General features: G+C 70.6%; 13 protein-coding genes. 7 read left to right on the plus strand and 6 right to left on the minus strand.

The window, feature by feature from the left end; translation table 11 throughout:
• Positions 1–104 precede the first annotated feature (104 nt).
• The 3 genes from VP06_RS26845 to crcB form a co-directional block, all read right to left on the minus strand.
• Positions 105–2,651 (minus strand): sensor histidine kinase, encoded by a 2,547-nt coding sequence (locus tag VP06_RS26845; protein WP_082167652.1) that lies wholly within the window; start codon positions 2,649–2,651, stop codon positions 105–107.
• A gap of 96 nt (positions 2,652–2,747) precedes the next feature.
• On the minus strand, positions 2,748–3,053 hold the full coding sequence (locus VP06_RS26850) for an Rdx family protein (RefSeq protein WP_048466870.1): 306 nt from the start codon (positions 3,051–3,053) through the stop codon (positions 2,748–2,750).
• Between the two features lie 71 nt (positions 3,054–3,124).
• Complete coding sequence (gene crcB / locus VP06_RS26855) at positions 3,125–3,496, minus strand: fluoride efflux transporter CrcB (protein WP_048466871.1); 372 nt, start codon at positions 3,494–3,496, stop codon at positions 3,125–3,127.
• Positions 3,497–3,683: 187 nt separating this feature from the next.
• Between crcB and VP06_RS26860 the strand changes: the two genes are divergently transcribed.
• Positions 3,684–6,182: an esterase-like activity of phytase family protein gene (locus tag VP06_RS26860; protein WP_053082051.1), complete on the plus strand. Its 2,499-nt coding sequence runs from the start codon at positions 3,684–3,686 to the stop codon at positions 6,180–6,182.
• A 202-nt stretch (positions 6,183–6,384) separates the two neighbouring features.
• On the opposite strand, the gene pepT is transcribed toward VP06_RS26860, so the two are convergent.
• Complete coding sequence (pepT, locus tag VP06_RS26865; RefSeq protein WP_245291327.1) at positions 6,385–7,641, minus strand: peptidase T; 1,257 nt, start codon at positions 7,639–7,641, stop codon at positions 6,385–6,387.
• Complete coding sequence (locus VP06_RS26870) at positions 7,641–8,261, minus strand: glutathione S-transferase N-terminal domain-containing protein (RefSeq protein WP_425350953.1); 621 nt, start codon at positions 8,259–8,261, stop codon at positions 7,641–7,643. The genes pepT and VP06_RS26870 overlap by 1 nt, the downstream gene beginning before the upstream one ends.
• A gap of 301 nt (positions 8,262–8,562) precedes the next feature.
• Here VP06_RS26870 and VP06_RS26875 point away from each other — a divergent pair, with 301 nt between their 5' ends.
• The gene (locus VP06_RS26875; RefSeq protein WP_156295794.1) at positions 8,563–9,642 is read left to right on the plus strand and encodes a replication initiator protein A; all 1,080 of its coding nucleotides are present in this window, start codon (positions 8,563–8,565) and stop codon (positions 9,640–9,642) included.
• Between the two features lie 1,118 nt (positions 9,643–10,760).
• Here VP06_RS26875 and VP06_RS26880 read toward each other — a convergent pair.
• Positions 10,761–12,119, minus strand: a complete 1,359-nt coding sequence (locus VP06_RS26880) for a formimidoylglutamate deiminase (protein WP_048466874.1) — start codon at positions 12,117–12,119, stop codon at positions 10,761–10,763.
• A 106-nt stretch (positions 12,120–12,225) separates the two neighbouring features.
• On the opposite strand from VP06_RS26880, the gene hutI reads away from it, so the two are divergent.
• The 5 genes from hutI to mqo all read left to right on the plus strand — a co-directional run bounded on the left by hutI (position 12,226) and on the right by mqo (position 19,822).
• Positions 12,226–13,449: an imidazolonepropionase gene (gene hutI / locus VP06_RS26885; protein WP_048466875.1), complete on the plus strand. Its 1,224-nt coding sequence runs from the start codon at positions 12,226–12,228 to the stop codon at positions 13,447–13,449.
• Positions 13,446–14,981 (plus strand): histidine ammonia-lyase, encoded by a 1,536-nt coding sequence (gene hutH / locus VP06_RS26890; protein ID WP_048466876.1) that lies wholly within the window; start codon positions 13,446–13,448, stop codon positions 14,979–14,981. The genes hutI and hutH overlap by 4 nt, the downstream gene beginning before the upstream one ends.
• 152 nt (positions 14,982–15,133) lie before the next feature.
• Positions 15,134–16,798: a urocanate hydratase gene (hutU, locus tag VP06_RS26895; RefSeq protein WP_048466877.1), complete on the plus strand. Its 1,665-nt coding sequence runs from the start codon at positions 15,134–15,136 to the stop codon at positions 16,796–16,798.
• A 151-nt stretch (positions 16,799–16,949) separates the two neighbouring features.
• Positions 16,950–17,456, plus strand: coding sequence for a CYTH domain-containing protein (locus VP06_RS26900; RefSeq protein WP_048466878.1), 507 nt, complete (start codon positions 16,950–16,952; stop codon positions 17,454–17,456).
• Positions 17,457–18,121: 665 nt separating this feature from the next.
• Entirely contained in the window at positions 18,122–19,822 is a 1,701-nt protein-coding gene (mqo, locus tag VP06_RS26905) for a malate dehydrogenase (quinone) (protein ID WP_048466879.1), read from the plus strand.
• Positions 19,823–20,233 lie beyond the last annotated feature (411 nt).

Genomic DNA, 20,233 nt, shown 5'->3' on the forward strand with positions numbered 1-20,233 from the left:
CCCATCTCGAATTGTCGACACCAAGCCAAAGGCTCGGCGAGAATTCGAGAACGGGATCAAAAGCCGTTCTCAACGACCGCTGGTGTTGCGCGGCGCGTCCCGCGTCACGATTGCCCTGCCGCCCGGCGCCGGGCCGGTGCGGCCCTCTCCTCCCGCGCCTCCGGCTGGCCTGCGCCGGGCTCGCCCAGGGGCGCCACGATGGTGCAGACCACGCCCTCGCGCGGGAAGCTGAGGCTTACCGTGCCATCCAGTTCGCGGGCGAGGCTGCGCTCGATGAGGCGGGAGCCGAACCCGGTCCGGGTCGGGGGGACGACCGGCGGCCCGCCGCGTTCCCGCCAGTGCAGGGCGAGCTGCCCCTCCGCGACGCTCCACGACAGGGCGACCTGGCCCCCCGGCACCGCGAGGGCGCCGTACTTGACCGCGTTGGTGGCCAGCTCGTGCAGCGCCATGGCGATCGACAGGGCGATGCGGGGCGGCAGGCGCAGGGCAGGACCGCCGACGACGAAGCGCGACGGCGCCCCCGGCCCGTCGAGAGGGGCAAGCGCGTCCTTCACCACGTCGGCGAGTTCCGCCCCCTCCCAGCTCTCGCGGGTGAGCACGTCGTGGACCCGCGCGAGCGCGATCAGCCGTGCCTCGAAGGCCGACCGGGCCGTCGCGGCCTGCGGCCCGTCGAGGCCCCGCAGGCTCTGCATCGCGATCGACTGCACGGTGGCCAGCGTGTTCTTCACCCGGTGGTTCAGCTCGTGCACCAGCAGGCGCAGGTGCTCCTCGGCCCGCTTGCGCTCGGTCACCTCCTGGTGGATGCCGATGACCCGGCGCGCCCGGCCGCCGGCATCGCCCTGCACGATCGCCTGGGCGCTGACCCAGCGCAGTCGAGAGGGGTCCGGCCGGATCCGGAACTCGGCCCGATACTCGGCCTCCCCGGCCAGCAGAGCCTCGAGCGCTGCCTCGATCCGGGTCCGGTCCTCCGGATGCACGGCCCGGGTCCACGCCTCGTGCGAGAGGGGGGCTTGCCCGAAGATCTCGGCCGAGCGGGCCGAGAGGCGGTGCTGCCCGGTGGCGAGGTCGATCTCCCAGGTGCCGAGCCGGCCGGCGGCCAGCGCCAGCCGCAGGCGCTCCTCGCCGTCCCGGAGCGCCGTCTCGGCGTCCTTGGCCTCGGTGATGTCGACGTTGCAGCCGGTATAGCCGAGGAAGCGCCCGTGATCGTCGAGGCGGGGCACCCCCTCGCACAGGAGCCAGCGCGTCGCCCCATGCCGGTCGATCACCCGGGTCTCGGCGCGGAACGGCCGGCGCGCGGCGAAGGCGCTCTCGAACGCCGCGGCGAAGCCGGGCAGGTCGTCCGGGTGGACGATCTCGCGCCAGCGGCCCCCGGCCAGCGTCTCGGTCGAGCGGCCGAACAGGTAATCGTAGTGGAGGTTGACGAAGACGAGCTCGCCCACCTCGTCGGTCATCCAGATCAGGGCCGGGGCCGAATCGGCCATGTGGCGGAAGCGCGCCTCGCTCTCCCGCAGGGCCGCGAGGCTGCGGCTCTGCTCGGCGAGGGCCTGGTCGCGCTCGGCGATGCGCCGGCGCAGGCTCTGCGAGGCGTCCGCCAGGGTGTCGGCGAGCTGGCGGATCTCGCGGATCGGCGTCGAGACCCGCGGCACCGGCTGGCCGGCGGCAAGCGCCCCGCCCGCCTGGGCGAGCTGGCGCAGCGGCTCGGCGACCCGCGCCCACAGCTTCACCGCCAGGAGGGAGGACACCGCCAGCGCCAGCAGCCCGAAGCCGCCGAAGGCCAGGACCCAGTGGCGCAACGGCGCCTCGACCTGCTGCCGGGAGATGTTGGCGCCGACGGTCCAGCCCGCCGCCTTCGCGGTGGTCTCGACGTAGAGGACAGGCCGCTTACGGCGGTCGACCCCCTCCCAGATGCCGGCGGCCCCGGTCGGGGAGCCGCGCAAGGAGGGCTGCACCGGCTGGCCGGCGAGGCTGTTCTGGTCCTCCGAGCGGGCGAGGAGGAGGCCGTGGCGGTCGGCGACCGCGATGGTCCAGCCCGGCGCCACGTCCTGGACCAGGATCTGGTGCAGCCGCGTCACCGGCACCGTCAGGCTCAGCACGTAGGCCGGTGCCCCCTCGATCATCACCGGCACCGCGACGTCGTAGGTCGGCGGCCGTCCGGGGGCTCCCGCCCGGACGCCGCCGATCACCGGGCGCTTCGTCGCCAGCACCTCGGCATCCTCCGGGTGCTGGTCCTGCGGCAGCGGCGCACCGGGGGGCAGGGCGGTGTTGACGAGCTGGCTTCCGTCTGGCCGGCGCAGGGAGAGGGGAAGGCCCGTCGTCTCCGTCACCGCCTGGGCCTGGGTCTCGAACCCGCCGAGGGCCTGTCGGCCGGCTCCCGGCTCGCCGAAGCCGGGCTGGCGCAGCCGCGGCGAGGCCGCGAGGGTCTGGAGCACGGAAACCAGCCCCGCCATGTCCCGGTCGATGCTGAGCGCGACGCCGCGCACGCTCTCGCGGGCATCCTGCTGGAAGCGCGCCCGCTCCAGGGCGGCGTAGCGTCCGAGCAGCACGGCGGTGAACAGCAGGCCCGGCCCGATGAGCGCGATCGCCAGGGCGACGAGGTAGACCTGCGTCGACAGCCCGTCCCGCCGCAAGGCGTTGAGCCGGCGGCGGATCATGGCGTGGTCCTCATGACGTCGCCCTCGGGCATGCTGCGCATCAGGACCGTGGCCTCATCCTGGCGGCGCGCGGGCCGCGCGGCATGGGCCAAGGCGTCAGGCCCTGTCGATGTGGCCGAGGTCGCGGCCGGGCTCGATCCGGTCGCGCACCCGCTGCTTGAGGGTCTTGATGTCGGGAAATCCCCCGTCGCGCTTGCGCTCCCAGATCAGTGCGTCGCCGCAGGTGATCGCGAAGGCGCCTCCGGTCGCGGGGATCAGCGCCACCTCGCTTACGCCGTCGCGGAAGGTCGAGAGCAGTTCCTGCGCCATCCAGCCGGCCCGCAGCAGCCAGTTGCACTGGGTGCAGTAGGTGATGGCGATGCGGGGCTTCTCGGCCTCGGGACGGGGGGCGGTGTCGCTCATCTCAGGCGCGACTCCGCCTCCGATCGCCCGGCTTGTCAACCCGCACGCACGGGTTGCCGCGGGCCGGCATCTCAGGCGAGCTGGCGCAGCACCATCAGGCTCACCGCCACGCCGGCGATGCCGGCCGCCACCGACACCGCCACATAGGCGAGCGCCTCCAGATGGGCACCCCGCTCCCAGAGCAGGAAAGCCTCGAGCGAGAAGGTCGAGAAGGTGGTGAAGCCGCCGAGGATGCCGGTGGTGAGGAAGAGCCGCAGGGCCTGCGGCCCCCCGCCCCGGGCGGCGAACCAGCCGGTGAGCACGCCCATCATGATCGAGCCGGCGATGTTGATCACCATCGTGCCGAACGGAAACCCGCTGCCCGCCCGCGCGGCCCAGACATTGACGCCGTGGCGCAGGGCCCCGCCGAGGCCGGCCCCGAGGAAGACCACCAGGTAGTTCACCGTTCCACCGTCTCCGCTGATCTGCGCGTGGCTTGTGCCACCGCCCGGTGCGAAGGGCGAGGCCGCCGGCGCAACCGTGGCCGGCGTGCCGCACCGGGTTCCGTTCGGTGCTAAAACGCCACACTGTGTCATGGAGCCGTCATGATCCCGCCCCAACGCTGCCGCAAAGTTAGAACGGGGGCGAATCGTGACCATCCTCTCCATCCGTGCCGCTCTCGCAGCGGGCGGCCTCATCGCCGGCGCGGGTCTCGCGCAGGCCCAGTCGCTCGACGTGCGGGTGCCGAACCTGCAACCCGTCGACGGGCCGGTCGCGGTCGATGTGGGCGGCACCACGGTCGTCAACCAGGGCCTCCAGGGCGTGGCCCGGCTGCCGGCCACCACCCGGGACTTCCTCGGCGATTCCCTCGGCTCGTTCTCGTCGCTCGCCGTCGATCTCTCGACCTGGCGGCGCAGCGGCGACACCTATACGGGCACGCTCTACACGCTGCCCGACCGCGGCTACAACAACCCGGATGGCGGGCTGTTCAGCGATTATACCGGCCGGCTCAACCGCTTCACCTTGAGCTTCACCCCCTATACCGGCAGCGCGGCCCTGCCGCAGGCAACGGCCTCGCAGCGCCAGATCACCCTGACGCCGGATGGCGGCATCGTGCTCACCGATGCCAGGGGCCAGCGCTTCAGCGGCCTCGACCCCGCCGCCGGCACCACCACGCAGCTCGGTGCCGTGCTGCCGTCGGCCGCCACCGGCCCGAGCGCCGGGCGCATCAGCCTCGACGCCGAGGGCCTGGCCCGGCGCCTCGACGGCTCGTTCTACATCAGCGACGAATACGGCCCGAACATCTACTATTTCAGCCGCGAGGGCCGGCTCCAGGGCCTGATCGGCATCCCGGCGGCGCTCCAGCCGGTGACGAACGGCCAGCTCAACTTCAACTCGGTGAACCCGCCCGATACCGGCCGGCGCAACAACCAGGGCCTCGAGGCGCTGGCGCTGACGCCGGACGGACGCGGCCTCGTCGCCATCCTCCAGAGCGCGACGCTTCAGGATTCCGGGCCGAACCAGCAGCAGCGGACCAATACCCGCATCCTCTACTACGACGTCTCCGGCACGCCGACCCCGGGAGCGCCGAGCCGCGAATACGTGCTGCAACTGCCGGCCTACCAGCAGAACGGCAATGGCACCGCCTCGAACCGCACTGCGGCGCAGAGCGAGATGCTGGCCCTCAACGACACCCAGTTCCTGGTGCTGTCGCGCGATTCGAACGGGCTCGGCACCGGCAACACCACGCCGATCGTCTACAAGAGCGTGCTCTTCGTCGACACGGCCGGCGCCACCAACATCGCCGGCACCGCCTATGACGGCACGACCCCGATCGCGCCGAACGGCACGCTGCGGCCTGGCCTGACCCCGGTGCAGACCCGGGAGGTCGTCAACATGCTCAACCCGGTGCAGCTCAACCGCTTCGGGATGAACCTCAACACCAACCCGGCGAGCCAGACCACCCTGCCGGAGAAGATCGAGGCGATGGGCCTCGTGCCGGTGCTGAGCGAGCGGGCGCCCAACGACTACTTCCTGCTCGTCGGCAACGACAACGACTTCCTGACCCGCCAGGGCGTCATCAACGGCCAGACCTACGACGCCGGCATCAACAACGACAACATCCTGCTCGCCTACCGGCTGACCCTGCCGACCTATGTCGATCCGCTCTCGCTGGCGGTGATGAAGGCGACGGCGCCGACGGTGCTCCAGGGCCTCGGGGCCGGCGCCCTTAGCCTCGCGGCCTCGGCGACGCGCAGTGTGCAGGACCATCTCTCGGCCCTGCGCCGCAGTGCTGGCCTGCCCGGACAGGGCGCCTGGGGCACCTCCGGCCCGGCGCTCTGGGTCGGAGGCGACTTCGTCTTCGCCGACCAGCCGCGCAACGGCGGCCTCAGCCTCGACCGCACGATCGCGCAGGGCTCGGCCGGCATCGACCTGCCGCTCACCGGCCCGTGGCGGGCCGGCCTCGCGGTCGGCGGCGGCGGCGGCTCGCTGTCGCGGCCGCAAGGGTTCCGCCAGGACCAGAGCGCCTTCACGGTCGCGGCCTATGGCGGCTATTACGGCCCGACCTTCTACGCGCAAGGCATCGTCGGCGGCGCGCCGATCATCGACCTCTCGGGGATCCGCCGGCCGGCCGCCTATGGGCTCACCGCCGATGCCAAGACCTCCGCGACCGCGCTCTCCCTCGACGGCGAGGCCGGCCTGATCCTCGACCGCGATGCCTTCCGGCTGATGCCCTTCGTGGGCCTGAGCCACCTCTCGGCCCGGGTCAGCGGCTTCACCGAGACCGGCGCGGCCGGCAACAACGTCGCCTATGGCGGCCTCACGGTGCTCCAGACCACCGCCCGCTTCGGCGCCGAGCTGGCCTATACGGGCTTTGGCGGCATCGTCCCCTCGGTGCGGGTGGCCTACAATCTCGGCCTCGGGCCGCAGCAGAGCGCCGGGCTGTTCCGCCTCGCCAGCGTCCAGAACCCGATGGCCGTCGCGACCTCCGCGATCCCGTTCCTCAAGTCCGACTTCGTCACCGCGGGTGTCGGCCTCCAGGGCAGCCTGACGGAGAATCTCGGCTGGCGCGTGGATTACCAGGCGGCGATCGGCACCCGGGCCGGGGTGGCGCATGGGGTCACGGCGGGGCTGCGGTATCAGTTCTGAGGGCGTGATACGATCTCCGGACGACGACGTCCGGAGATCGCGACGTCCGCATTGCGAAGCAATCGATCGATGGGACCGGCCGATCTCACCCCGCTCACAGCCTCATCCTGGGGTGGTGAGCGGGGTGACACATGTCTCCGATGCGCGGTTCCGACCATGCGGAAGCATCGTCAGTCTCTGACGGCTTGGCTCACCGGGGGTGTCAGGATGAGGCCGCCAGCCAGCAGATCCGCCGCGTCACCCGCCAGGAGGCCGCGAAGGCCGGCACCGGCAGGAACTCGAACCGCGAGTGGAAGTTGTGAGCCCCGGTGAAGTAGTTCGGCGTCGGTAGCCCACGGGCCGAGAGCGCCGCGCCGTCGGTGCCGCCGCGCATCGGGATCTGCCGCCGGGTGATTCCCTCCGCCTCGAGCGCGGCGAACAGAAGATCGACCGGGCGATGATCGTCGCCGAGGCTGTCGTGGATGTTGCCGTAGGTGTCGGTGATCCGGCATTCGACCCGGCCGGTCGGGTAGAGCGCGGCGATCTCCGCCGTCACGGCATGCAGGCGCTCTTTGCGGGCGGCGAAACGATCACGGTCGAAATCCCGGATCATCGCCTGGAGGCGGGCCTCGCCGGAATGGGCCTGGAGGGCGCTGAACCAGAGATAGCCCTCGCGCCCTTCGGTGTTCTCCGGCGTCTCGGCCCGGTCGAAGCGACCGATGAAGTCGTGCGCCATCAGCAGCGGGTTCACCATCACGCCCTTGGCCGACATCGGATGGGCGCTGACGCCCGTGAACACGATCTCGGCGCCGGCCGCGTTGAAGGTCTCGATCACCACCTCGCCGAGGCCGCAGGCATCGATCGTGTAGGCGAAGTCGGCGGGCAGCCGCGCGAGGTCGAGGGCCTTGGCGCCGCGCAGCCCGATCTCCTCGTCGGGCACGAAGGCGACGAGGATGTCGCCGTGCGGGTCGTCCGGGCCGAGGGTCGCCAGCAGCGTCATCAGGATCGCGATCGCCGCCTTGTTGTCGGCCCCGAGCACGCTGGTGCCGTCGCCGACGATCACGTCCTCGCCGGCATAAGCCGCGATCTCCGGGTGCTCGGCGACCCGCAGCCAGATGTTCCGGTCGCCGTTGAGGCAGAGGTCGGCGCCCTCGAAGCGCAGCACCTGCGGGCGGATCTCGGGCGAGAGCCCGACATCGACCGTGTCGAGATGGGCGACGAAGCCGATCGGCGGGGCGCCCGGCCGGGTGCCGGGTTTCCGGGCGGTCAGGATCGCGTGCTCGTCGAGCACCACATCGGTCAGGCCGAGGTCGCGCAGTTCCCCGGCCAGCAATGCGGCCAGGGCGCGCTGGCCCGGCGTGCTCGGCAGGGTGGCGGCACGGGCGTCGCTCTGGCTCGCCACCGCCAGGTAGCGGAAGAACCGTTCGACCAGCTGGGCCCGGATGGCCGCCTCGTCCGCCATGGCGTGTCGTTCCGTCATCAGGTGAGCGCCACCGCAAAGCCGCGCTGCACGCCTGAGCGCGCCATCAGCGCCTCGTACCAGCGCCGCACGTTCGGATAATCGGCGAGGTCGACCCGGTGCCGGGCGTGGCGCCAGGCCCAACCGAGAATCGCGAAATCGGCGATCGAGAGGGCGCCGGCGACGAACTCGCCCTCCCCCAGCCGCCTGTCGAGCACGCCGTAGAGCCGGCGCGTCTCCGTCTGGTAGCGCTCGAGCCCGTAGGCGCGGTCCTTTTCGGCGACGCCGAGGAAGTGGTGGACCTGGCCCGGCATCGGCCCGAAGCCGCCCATCTGCCACATCAGCCACTCCATCACCTGGACCCGGCCGCGCCCGGAAGCGGGCAGGAACAGGCCGGTCTTCTCGGCGAGGTAGACCAGGATCGCGCCGGATTCGAACACCGAGATCGGCGCCCCGTCCGGCCCCGCCGCATCGACGATCGCCGGGATGCGGTTGTTCGGGCTGATGGCGAGGAAGGCGGGATCGAATTGCCGGCCCTTGGTGATGTCGACCGGCTCGACCCGGTAGGGCAGCCCCATCTCCTCCAGGGCGACGCTGATCTTGCGGCCGTTCGGCGTGTCCCAGGCATAGAGCTGGATCATGATGCGCTCCCTCCGGCGGCTTTTTCGGCATTTCCCGTCACACGGGTTACCAGGGGCCGAGGCCCGGCGACAAGCGTGAGGGCGGTCACGACCGTGCCGGCGGCGATCCGGATTCGACGTTAACCGCGATGCAAGAGGATCGGGGACGACATCCAAAAACCCTGTTCCATCCACGATTTGGAAGCCGGACGGGGCCTAGCGTCCTGCGCATGAGACGGATTCGAGACGGCAGGGTGATCGGTGACGGCGCGGCGCGGCGAGGGCCGCGCGCGCCGGCGATGGACCCGACACGGACGTGACGATGAGCCATCGGCGCAACGACCAGATCGACATGGTGGTGCCCTTCGTGCACTTCCGCGACCAGCGGGAGACGATGGAGCGGCCGTTCTTCTCGATCGCCAAGCAGAAGCGCCTGAAGGAGATCGACTATACGAGCCCCGACGGCTCGGTCTGGGTGCGGGTGCTGCCGAATCAAGCCTACGGCATGGCGACGATCTGGGATGCCGACATCCTGATCTGGGCCGCCTCGACGATCTGCGAGATGAAGAAGCGCGGTCGCAACGACATCCCGCGCAAGCTCAACTTCATGCCTTACGATCTCCTGAAGGGGATCGGCCGCGAGACCGGCGGGCGGCAATACAAGCTGTTGCGCGACGCGCTGTTTCGCCTGCAATCGACCTCGGTTCGCACCAACATCCGGGCCGAGAAGGCCAAGCGCAAGGAACGGCAGTTCAGCTGGATCGACGCCTTCGACGACACGATCGACGAGGAGACCAATGCCAGCCGGGGCATGTCGATCACCCTGTCGGACTGGTTCTACGAGGGCGTGCTGATGGATGGCGGCGTGCTCGCCATCGACCCGGCCTATTTCGGCATCACCGGCGGGCGCGAGCGCTGGCTCTACCGCATCGCCCGCAAGCATGCCGGCGGGGCGGGCGAAGGGGGTTTCGCCATCAGCCTGCCGACCCTGTTCGAAAAATCGGGCGCCGAGGGCACCTATCGCCGGTTCAAGTTCGAGATCGCCAAGATCGCCAAGGCGGACGAGCTGCCGGGCTTCGTCCTGCGGATCGAGGAGAAGGAACGCGGCGAGCCGCATCTGCGGATGATCCGCCGCGACCTCGTCACCGACGAGGGGCTGATCGTCCCCGCGCCGAAACCGAAACGCACCCGCAAGCCGAAGGCGTCCGCAGAGCTGCCGCTCTTCCGCCACCTGTCCGACGAGACGATCGCTTTGTGCCGCAAGGCCCATCCGGGCTGGGACGTGTACGGGCTGAAGACCGAGTTCGACCACTGGCTCGAAGGCGACGCGGCCCGCGAGCCGAAGAACTACGAGAGCGCCTTCCTGGGCTTCGCCGAGCGGTTCGTGCGCGACGCCGATTGATCCACAGGCCCGCCCGTTCCCGATGTACGAGGGGAACGGCGATCGGGACGGGCGCCTTCGAGGAGAAATCCCCGGATTCCCTGTGAACGACTCGGGTGGACTCGGCACATCGGGAACGCCCAGGGGCAGGATCGGCACTTCGGGAACGGACACCGTGCGATCGGGAACGCCGGCACGGTACTTCGGGGACAGGACGGGCGGTACTTCGGGGACGGATCCCCGGCACATCGGGAACGGCCCACCGGCATTAAGCATTTGGGCGAGTTCCGGGAATCGCCGCCGCCGAAGCGCCTAAATCGATAAAGATTCCTGTAACACTCTAAGCGGTGCATTCTGGGGAAAACACGGACAGCGAGTCGAACCCCGATTCATCGCCCGCAATCCCGAGTCGAGGCGGCGTCCACACGACACCCACAGGAGTCCACCGGACTCACCAAAACGACGCGCAGGACCAGGGCATCTGTCGAAGGGCGGGTGAGACGCTGGACTCGACTCGAGAAAGCTTTCCTGTGGGACTCTTCGGGATGGAGGATCCCGATCTCGACTCGTCAGACCTCGCATCGTACCAGCGCAGTCGCGGCGGCGCGGGAGCCGGACAACGATCGACGCCAGCGGGACGGGCAGGGATCCCGCCATGGCGAACCGTTCGTGAAGTACGCCCGATCACCGGAGGCTGAGGCAAGGACACGATCCGGGATAGCGGCAGTGCCCGAAACGCGGGATGAGGATCCCGATTGGAGCACCGAATGACCGGTCGCGCGACGGGATCGGGGGGAGGAACGGGAGACGGCAGCGCAAGGACGTACATCGGGGACAACGGGGAGAACGCCCGGTCCGAATGGTCGTCCTTCACGGTTTCCCCCCAACGCCGAATGGTGCGGAACTGGATCAGGCAGGCGTGAGAGCGAGATTCCGGGGAGGCCGAGCAACCTTGGGGACCGCATCGATCCTAGCCGTCACGGAGCCTCTCGCGGCGGAGCGAACCGGCCGGCGGCGTGGTTCCCAAAATACGTCGACCGGGAGAGCACGTCCGTTCGTGCTGCCTGACAAGCTGCCGGATCGGAGAGACCCGTTCGAGAGAGGGATGATGCACCGGTCGTCGACGCAGCGAGGGTAATTCACTCCGCCATCAACCGCTTGAGCACACCAGCATATCGCGCCTGCACCGCCTCCCGGGCGCGATGCCGCCCGCCGGCGACGACCTGACGGCCCGCCACCCAGACCGCCTCGACCGCCCTGGATCCGGCCGCGAAGATCCAGCCATCGAGGAGGGCATCGCCCCGCCGTTCGAGCAGGGCCGGGTCCGTTCCATCGAGAGCGACGCAATCGGCCGGGGCTCCGAGCACAAGACCGCCTTCGTCTGCGGCCAGGGCCTGGGCGCCGCCGGCCAGCGCCGCGTCGAACAGGGCGCGTCCGGTCGAAGCGCCGGGGGCAGCGAACACGTTGCGCTGGCGGTTGCCGAGACGCTGGGCATATTCGAGCTGGCGTAGCTCGTCGGCGGCACCCACCAGCACGTTCGAATCCGTGCCCACCCCGTAGCGCCCGCCCGCCGCCACGAAGCCGGGACCCGGGAAGATCCCGTCGCCGAGGCTCGCCTCCGTCACCGGGCAGAGGCCGGCAACGGCGCCGCTCGCGGCCAGGCGCGTCGTCTCGTCGGGGGTCATGTGGGTGGCGTGGATCAGGCACCAGCGCGGATCGAGCCCGGCCTGATCGAGGAGCCATTGCACGGGCCGGGCACCGGACCAGGCTGTGCACTCCTCCACCTCCCGCACCTGCTCGGCCGCATGGATGTGGACCGGCCCGGCCGCCGCGAGGGCGACGACGGCGGAGAGATCCTCCGGCGTCACCGCCCGCAGACTGTGAGGCGCGACGCCCAGGGTGGCGCCGGGAAGAGCCCGCAGGGCGGCACGGGAGCCCTCGACGAGGCGACCGAACAGGTCGAGGTCGCTGACGAAGCGGCGCTGGCCCTCGTTGGGAGCGACGCCGCCAAAATTCGACCAGCGGTAGAGCACCGGCAGCAGGGAGAGGCGCAGGCCCGTGAGATCGGCGGCGGCGGCGATCCGCTCCGCCATCTCGGCGACGTTGCCATAGGGCGATCCGTCCGGGGCGTGGTGCAGATAGTGGAACTCGCCGACCCGGGTGAAGCCGGATTCCAGCATCTCGACATAGGCTTGCGCCGCCACGGCCTCGGCTTCGTCCGGGCTCATCCGCAGGGCGAAGCGGTACATCGTCTCGCGCCAGGTCCAGAATGTGTCGGCGGACGGCCCCCGCCGCTCGGCGAGCCCCGCCATGCCGCGCTGGAAGGCGTGGCTGTGCAGGTTCGGCAGCCCCGGCACCAGCACCGCCACCCGGACATCGCCCGGCTGCGGCGCAGAGGCCGCCTCGATGGACGAGAACCGGCCATCCGTGATGGTCAGGCGGAGATCGCCCTGCCAGCCGGTGGGCATCAGGGCCTGGGCGGCGTGCAGCACGGTCATCGGCGCGTCTCCTGCATCAAGCGGTGCGCTCCCGCGCGCCGCCATTCATGTCTATACAAACCGGATCTCTCATGTCTATACATATGCGCGAATCGAGGAGAGGCGCATGAGCGAGAGAGAAGGCGTGCCGCAGGTCTGGCGCAACGTCCGGCTCGCGACCTTCGCCCCCGGGCTCCCGGGGATCGGCGCGATCGACAGCGGTGCGCTGGCGATCCGCGACGGCCGCATCCTGTATGCCGGGCCCGAGGCCGACCTGCCGGGGGCGGCGCTGACAGGCGCCGAGATCGTCGACGGTGCGGGCCGCTGGATCACCCCGGGGCTGATCGACTGCCACACCCATCTCGTCTGGGCCGGCGACCGGGCGCAGGAATTCGAATTGCGCCTCGCCGGCGCTTCCTACGAGGAGGTGGCGCGGGCCGGCGGCGGCATCGTCTCCTCGGTCGGTGCCTTGCGGGCGGCGAGCGAGGACGACCTCGTGCGTCAGACATTGCCGCGGCTCGACGCGCTGATCGCCGAGGGCGTCACCACCGTCGAGGTGAAGTCGGGCTACGGCCTCGACCTCGCCAGCGAGGGCAAGGCGCTCCGCGCCGCCCGCCGGCTCGCCGAGAGGCGCCCGGTCGGGATCCGCACCACCTTCCTCGGCGCCCATGCCCTGCCGCCCGAGGCCGGTGGCGACAAGGATGCCTACATCGCCGAGGTCGCCGACACGATGCTGCCGGCTTTGGCCGCGGACGGCCTCGTCGATGCGGTCGATGCGTTCTGCGAAGGCATCGCCTTCTCGCCCGGGCAGGTGGCGCGAGTGTTCGATCGGGCGCGCGGCCTCGGGCTGCCGGTGAAGCTTCATGCCGACCAGCTCTCGAATCTCGGCGGGGCCGCTCTCGCGGCGCGCTACGCCGCCCTCTCGGCCGATCACCTGGAGCATACCGACGAGGCCGGGGCCGCCGCCATGGCGGCGAGCGGCACCGTCGCGGTGCTCCTGCCCGGCGCCTACTACTTCATCCGTGAAACCAAGCTGCCGCCGGTGGCGCTGTTCCGGCGCCACGGCGTCCCGATGGCGGTCGCGACCGACGCCAATCCGGGCACCTCGCCGCTCACCTCCCTGCTCCTCGCCATGAACATGGCCGCGACCCTGTTCCGTCTCACCGTCGACGAGTGCCTGGCCGGCACCACCCGCGAGGCCGCTCGCGCCCTCGGGATTCTCGCCGAGGTCGGCACGCTCGAAGCCGGGAAGCGCGCCGATCTCGCGGTGTGGTCGGTCGAGCGGCCGGCCGAGCTGGTCTACCGCATGGGCTTCAACCCGCTCCACGCCCGCATCCGGGGGACACGATGACCGAGACGCTCACCCTCCTGCCGGGCGCGGTGCCGCTGGCGAGCTGGCGCGCCATCTATCGCGGCGCCCCCGCCGCCCTCGATCCGTCCTGCGCACCGGTGGTCGCCGAGAGCGCGGCGGCGGTCGCCCGCCTCCTCGCCCGGGGCGAGCCGGTCTACGGCATCAATACCGGGTTCGGGAAACTCGCGAGCGTGCGGATCGACGCCGCCGACCTCGCCACGCTCCAGCGCAACATCGTGCTGTCCCACGCCGCCGGCGTCGGCGAACCGAGCCCGGTGCCGGTGGTGCGGCTGATGATGGCGCTCAAGCTCGCCAGCCTGGCACAGGGCGCTTCGGGCGTGCAGCCCGCCACCCTCGACCTGCTCGGGGCGATGCTCGCCCGCGACGTGATCCCGGTCGTGCCGTGCCAGGGATCCGTCGGCGCGTCGGGCGACCTCGCGCCGCTCGCCCACATGGCCGCGGTGATGATCGGCGTCGGCGAGGCTTTCACGCCCCGAGGGCGCCTGCCCGCCGCCGAGGCCCTGGCCTCGGCCGGCCTTGCCCGGGCCTCGCTCGGGCCGAAGGAGGGCCTGGCGCTCCTCAACGGCACCCAGTTCTCGACCGCCAATGCGCTCGCCGGCCTGTTCGAGGCCGAGAGCGTGCTGCGTTCGGCCCTGGTCACCGGAGCGCTCGCGACCGACGCGGCGCGGGGCTCCGACGCGCCGTTCGACCCCCGCATCCATCGTCTCCGCCGTCACTCCGGCCAGATCGAAACCGCCGCGGCCTTGCGGGCGCTCATGGCCGGCAGCGCCATCCGGGCCTCGCATCTCGTCGGCGACGAGCGGGTGCAGGATCCCTATTGCCTGCGCTGCCAGCCGCAGGTGATGGGCGCCTGCCTCGACCTGCTGCGCCAGGCCGCCGGGACGCTGGCCACGGAAGCGAACGGCGTCTCCGACAACCCGCTCATCTTCCCCGAGACCGACGAGGCCCTGTCCGGCGGCAACTTCCACGCCGAGCCGGTGGCCTTCGCGGCCGACATGATCGCCATGGCGCTCTGCGAGATCGGCTCCTTGTCCGAGCGGCGCATCGCCATGCTGGTCGATCCGGCGCTCTCCGGCCTGCCGGCCTTCCTGACGCCGAAGCCGGGGCTGAATTCCGGCTTCATGATCCCGCAGGTGACGGCCGCTTCCCTCGTCTCCGAGAACAAGCAGCGGGCGATGCCGGCGAGCGTCGATTCGATCCCGACCTCGGCCAACCAGGAGGACCACGTCTCGATGGCCGCCCACGGCGCCCGCCGCCTGCTGCCGATGGCCGAGAATGCCGCGGCCGTGGTGGCGATCGAGCTGCTGGCGGCGGCGCAGGGCTGCGACTTCCACGCGCCGCTCACCTCCAGCCCGGCCCTCGAGGCGGTACGGGCGCGGCTGCGGGCCGAGGTGCCGCATCTCGACGACGACCGGCATGTCCATCCCGACATCGCGGCGGCTTTGGCGCTGGTGCGGGAGGGGAGCCTGGTCGCGGCGGTGGAGGGGGTGCCGCTGCCGGTTCTCGGATAGCCGCTCCTCCGCCCGACAGACCTGACACCCGCCGTGTCGTTCCGGGGCCGCAAAGCGGAGCCCGGAACGACGAGGAGCGTCTCGTATCCGTTGGGCAAACCTGACGGACGTCGCATCGCATCACGCTGAAACATCCTCCGGAGCCCCCGCCCATGACCCGCATCGACAATGCCCGCATCGTCCGCGCCCCCCACGGCCCCACCCTCACCGCCAAGAGCTGGCTCACCGAGGCGCCGCTCCGGATGCTGATGAACAACCTCGATCCCGACGTGGCCGAGCGGCCGGGCGAATTGGTGGTCTATGGCGGCATCGGCCGGGCGGCGCGGGACTGGGCGAGCTTCGACCGCATCGTGGCGGCCCTGCGCGACCTCGACGACGACCAGACCCTGCTGGTCCAGTCCGGCAAGCCGGTCGGAGTTTTTCGCACCCATGCGGACGCCCCCCGCGTGCTGATCGCCAATTCGAATCTCGTGCCGCACTGGGCCACCTGGGAGCATTTCCACGAACTCGATCGCAAGGGCCTGATGATGTACGGCCAGATGACGGCCGGGTCCTGGATCTATATCGGCAGCCAGGGCATCGTGCAGGGCACCTACGAGACCTTCGTCGAGATCGGCCGCCAGCATTACGCGGGCGATCTGTCCGGCCGCTGGATTCTCACCGCGGGTCTCGGCGGCATGGGCGGGGCGCAGACGCTCGCCGCCACCATGGCGGGCGCGTCCTGCCTCGCCGTCGAGGCGCAGGCGTCCCGCATCGAGTTCCGCCTGCGCACCGGTTACGTCGACGTCCAGGCCCGCGATCTCGACCACGCTCTGGAGCTGATCGAGGAATCGTGCCGCACCAAGACCCCGCGCTCGGTCGCGCTGCTGGGCAATGCCGCCGACATCTTCGGCGAACTCTATTCCCGCGGGGTGCGCCCCGACTGCGTCACCGACCAGACCTCGGCCCACGACCCCGTCAACGGCTACCTGCCGGCCGGCTGGACCGTGGCCGAATGGGACGCCAAGCGCGAGACCGATCCGGCGGCGGTGGCCGCGGCGGCCAGGCGCTCGATGGCGGTGCATGTCCGGGCGATGCTCGATTTCCACCGCGCCGGGGTGCCGGTGGTCGATTACGGCAACAACATCCGCCAGATGGCCCTCGAGGAGGGCGTCGAGGACGCCTTCGCCTTCCCGGGCTTCGTGCCGGCCTATATCCGCCCGCTCTTCTGCCGCGGCGTCGGGCCGTTCCGCTGGTGCGCCCTGTCGGGCGATCCCGCGGACATTTTTGCGACCGACGCCAAGGTGAAGGAGCTTCTGCCCGACAACCACCACCTCCACCGCTGGCTCGACATGGCGCGGGAGAAGATCCGGTTCCAGGGCCTGCCGGCGCGGATCTGCTGGGTGGGCCTCGGTGATCGCCACCGCCTCGGCCTCGCCTTCAACGAGATGGTGCGCAAGGGTGAATTGAAGGCGCCGATCGTCATCGGCCGCGACCACCTCGATTCCGGCTCGGTCGCCTCGCCGAACCGCGAGACCGAGGCGATGCGCGACGGCTCCGATGCGGTCTCCGACTGGCCGCTGCTGAACGCCCTCCTCAACACCGCGTCCGGCGCGACCTGGGTCTCGCTCCACCATGGCGGCGGCGTCGGAATGGGCTTCTCGCAGCATGCCGGCATGGTGATCGTCTGCGACGGCAGCGAGGCGGCCGACCGGCGCCTGGAGCGGGTCCTTTGGAACGACCCCGCCACCGGCGTGATGCGCCACGCCGATGCCGGCTACGAGGAGGCGGTCGCCTGCGCCCGCGAGCATGGGCTCGACCTGCCGTCGCTCGGCTGAGGGCGGTGCCGATCGGGCTGGGCCCTAGCCCTCACAGGCCCGATCGGCTATCAGCCGCGCCTTCCCCGGCAACGGCCGGGCTTGCCGGGCCTTGCGTGAGGTCATCACCCGGCGCCATCGCCGCGAGGCGGTGCATGGGCGGTCGAGAGCGATGCGGTACGAGGTCGAGCGGAAGTTCCTGGTCGCCCATGCGCGGTGGCGCGAGCGGGCGGTGAGCCGGCACCGGCTCATCGACGGTCTCGTGGGCGAGTTCGCCGGCGGCAAGGTGCGGGTGCGGCTCGACGAGGAGCGGGCCTGGCTCACGGTCAAGGGCCGGCGCGATGGCCTGTCGCGGCCGGAATTCGAGTACGAGATTCCACCTGGCGACGCCGAGGCGATGCTGCGCCTCGTCTGTGAGGCCTGCCTGATCGAGAAGACGCGCCACTGCGTGCCGCATGACGGGCTGGTCTGGACGGTCGACGAATATGGCGGCGCGCTCGCCGGCATGGTCCTGGCCGAGATCGAGCTGGAGCACGAGGCGCAGGTCGTCGCCCTGCCCGACTGGCTCGACCGCGAGGTCACGGCGGATCCGCGCTTCCGCCAGTCGACCCTGCTGCGCCTTGCCCGCGAGGCCGGGCGCCCGGTGACCCTTGCCGAGGTGATCGCGGCGCGGCTCTGACGGGGATCCCCGTCGAGGCCTAAGCAGACTTGCGTTGTCAGGCCAACGCTTCGTCCGCTTGGGCTCTTGTTTGATCGCAGATTTTTGCCGCCGAACCGGTGACCACGTCGGCGAAATCTGCTGAGCCCCGTGCAGCATCCTCCACGTCCGTGGCGTCTCCGGAAGGTCGTTCGACAGGTCGCCGGAACCGCTCCTCAAGGACAACCGGCCCGTCGCCCGCGGAGGCCGTTGAGGAAGCGCGAGCAACCCTCCAAGCAATGCCACGGCCGCGACGATGGCGGATCCGGTCAGGTTGGCGCCGATGCGGCGATTGTGCGTCCGGCTCGCATCGTCTATAAGGCGAGCCCAAAATCATCGTGCCCAACCAGGCAGCGTCTTCGCGTCCCCGGCGGTCGCCACCGCCCGAGGCAGGCCCGCGGTCGTCCCGCGCCCCTCGTGGTCCGGGCGAGCGGCCGCTCTCCCCCCGCCCTTGGCACGCGGCCGGTGGAGCGGGATGAGCGTCGTGAGGGACCGACCGATCACGGTCGGTGTGCCGCGACCGACACGAGGAAACCCACCCGAATGGCCGGTGACGAGCGGGCCCGTCCCGTCGTCGCGATCGGACGCCTGTCACGGCCGGAGGTGCCCCACGCGCCTGCCGGCCCGCACGAGAACGGGATTTGGCCATGCGTGCCGACGACAAGACCACCTGCCCGACCGGGCTGAACCGGCGGCAGATCCTCGGCGGCGCAGCCGCCGGCCTCGCGGCTTCGGCGCTGCCCGATTCGCTCGCCCTCGCGCAAAGCGCCGACAAGGTGGATGTGCTGCTGATCGGCGGCGGCATCATGAGCGCGACGCTCGGCGTGTGGCTCAACGAGCTGGAGCCCGGCTGGTCGATCCGGATGATCGAGCGCCTCGACCAGGTGGCGCTGGAAAGCTCGAACGGCTGGAACAACGCCGGCACCGGCCACTCGGCCCTGGCCGAGCTGAACTACACGCCCGAGAAGAAGGGCAAGGTCGAGATCGCCAAGGCGGTCGAGATCAACGAGGCGTTCCAGGTCACCCGCCAGTTCCTCGCCTGGCAGGTGAAGAACGGCGTCCTCAAGGACCCGAAGTCCTTCATCAACTACACGCCCCATATGAGCTTCGTCTGGGGTGACGACAACATCGCGTATCTCCGGAAGCGCTACGAGGCGCTGAAGGCGAGCCCGCTCTTCGCCGGGATGGAGTTCTCGACCGACCCCGCGCAGCTCAAGGCATGGGTGCCCCTGATGATGGAGGGGCGCGACCCGAACCAGAAGGTCGCCGCCACCTGGTCGCCGCTCGGCACCGATGTCGAGTGGGGCGAGGTCACCCGCCAATACGTCGCCCATCTCCAGCGCCAGAAGACCTTCGGGCTCAACCTGTCGACCGAGGTCCAGGGCATCGCGAAGAATCCAGACGGCTCCTGGCGGGTGACGTCGCGCAACCTCAAGGACGGGTCGCGCCAGGTGATCGACGCCAAGTTCGTGTTCATCGGCGCCGGCGGCGGCGCGTTGCACCTGCTCCAGGCGTCCGGCATCCCGGAGGGCGAGGATTACGCCGGCTTCCCCGTCGGTGGCTCGTTCCTGATCAACGAGAACCCGAGCGTCGCGATGCTCCACCTCGCCAAGGCTTACGGCAAGGCGTCGGTCGGCTCGCCGCCGATGTCGGTGCCCCACCTCGATACCCGGGTGCTCGGCGGCAAGCGCGTCATCCTGTTCGGCCCGTTCGCGACCTTCTCGACCAAGTTCCTGAAGGAGGGATCGTATCTCGACCTGCTGACCTCGACCACGACCAGCAACGTCTGGCCGATGATGAAGGTCGGCTTCGACGAGTTCCCGCTGGTGGAGTACCTCGCCGGTCAGCTGATGCTCTCCGACGACGACCGGCACGCGGCGCTGCGCGAGTATTTCCCCAACGCCAAGAAGGGGGAGTGGCGCCTGTGGCAGGCCGGCCAGCGCGTGCAGATCATCAAGCGCGACGCGGACAAGGGCGGCGTGCTGAAGCTCGGCACCGAGATCGTCAACGCCCAGGATGGCAGCATCGCCGCGCTGCTCGGCGCCTCGCCCGGCGCCTCCACGGCGGCGCCGATCATGCTGGACGTGCTCCAGAAGGTCTTCGCCAAGAACGTCGCCACGCCCGAGTGGCAGGAGAAGATCCGCCGGATCGTCCCGAGCTACGGCCAGCGGCTCAACGACGACCCGGAGAAGGTGGCGCAGGCCTGGGCCTATACCAGCGAGCAACTGCAACTGCCGACGCCGCCGGCAATCGATCGCGGCCCGCTCAAGCCCACCCCGGTGAGCGACACCGTGCTCAACAGCAGCGACACGCCGGTGAAGGAACCGGTCCACGACCTCGCGCCCTGACGCAGTCCGGCCCGCGATGGCCGGCCGATCGGATCGGCGTCGCGGGCCTGAACGCCCTCCCCTCTCCCCTCGCAGCCGGGACGATGCGCGCCGCGCGGGGGGGAGTGATACCAACGGTCGTTGCAAACGACCTTTGGTTCCGTTCTCCAATTTTCGCTCAGCCTTTGGCTGAGTATCGAAAGTTCGAGATGGTTCATCGGCCCGATGCGTCAGCATCTTGGGCCGATGGTATGAGGCGGAACCGGCTCCGCTTCCCCGCCGTTCTCCCCGCAAGGCCAAGCTCCTGGCCGGTCGCGAGACATCGCCCATGCCGTTTGCCCTACGCCCGACCCTGCGCCTTGCCACCACGGTCCTCGGCCTCGGAATCGGGGTCACGGCCGCCCAGGCCCAGGGCACGGCCCGCGGGGCTCA

The organism is Methylobacterium aquaticum (assembly GCF_001043915.1).
GTDB lineage: Bacteria > Pseudomonadota > Alphaproteobacteria > Rhizobiales > Beijerinckiaceae > Methylobacterium > Methylobacterium aquaticum.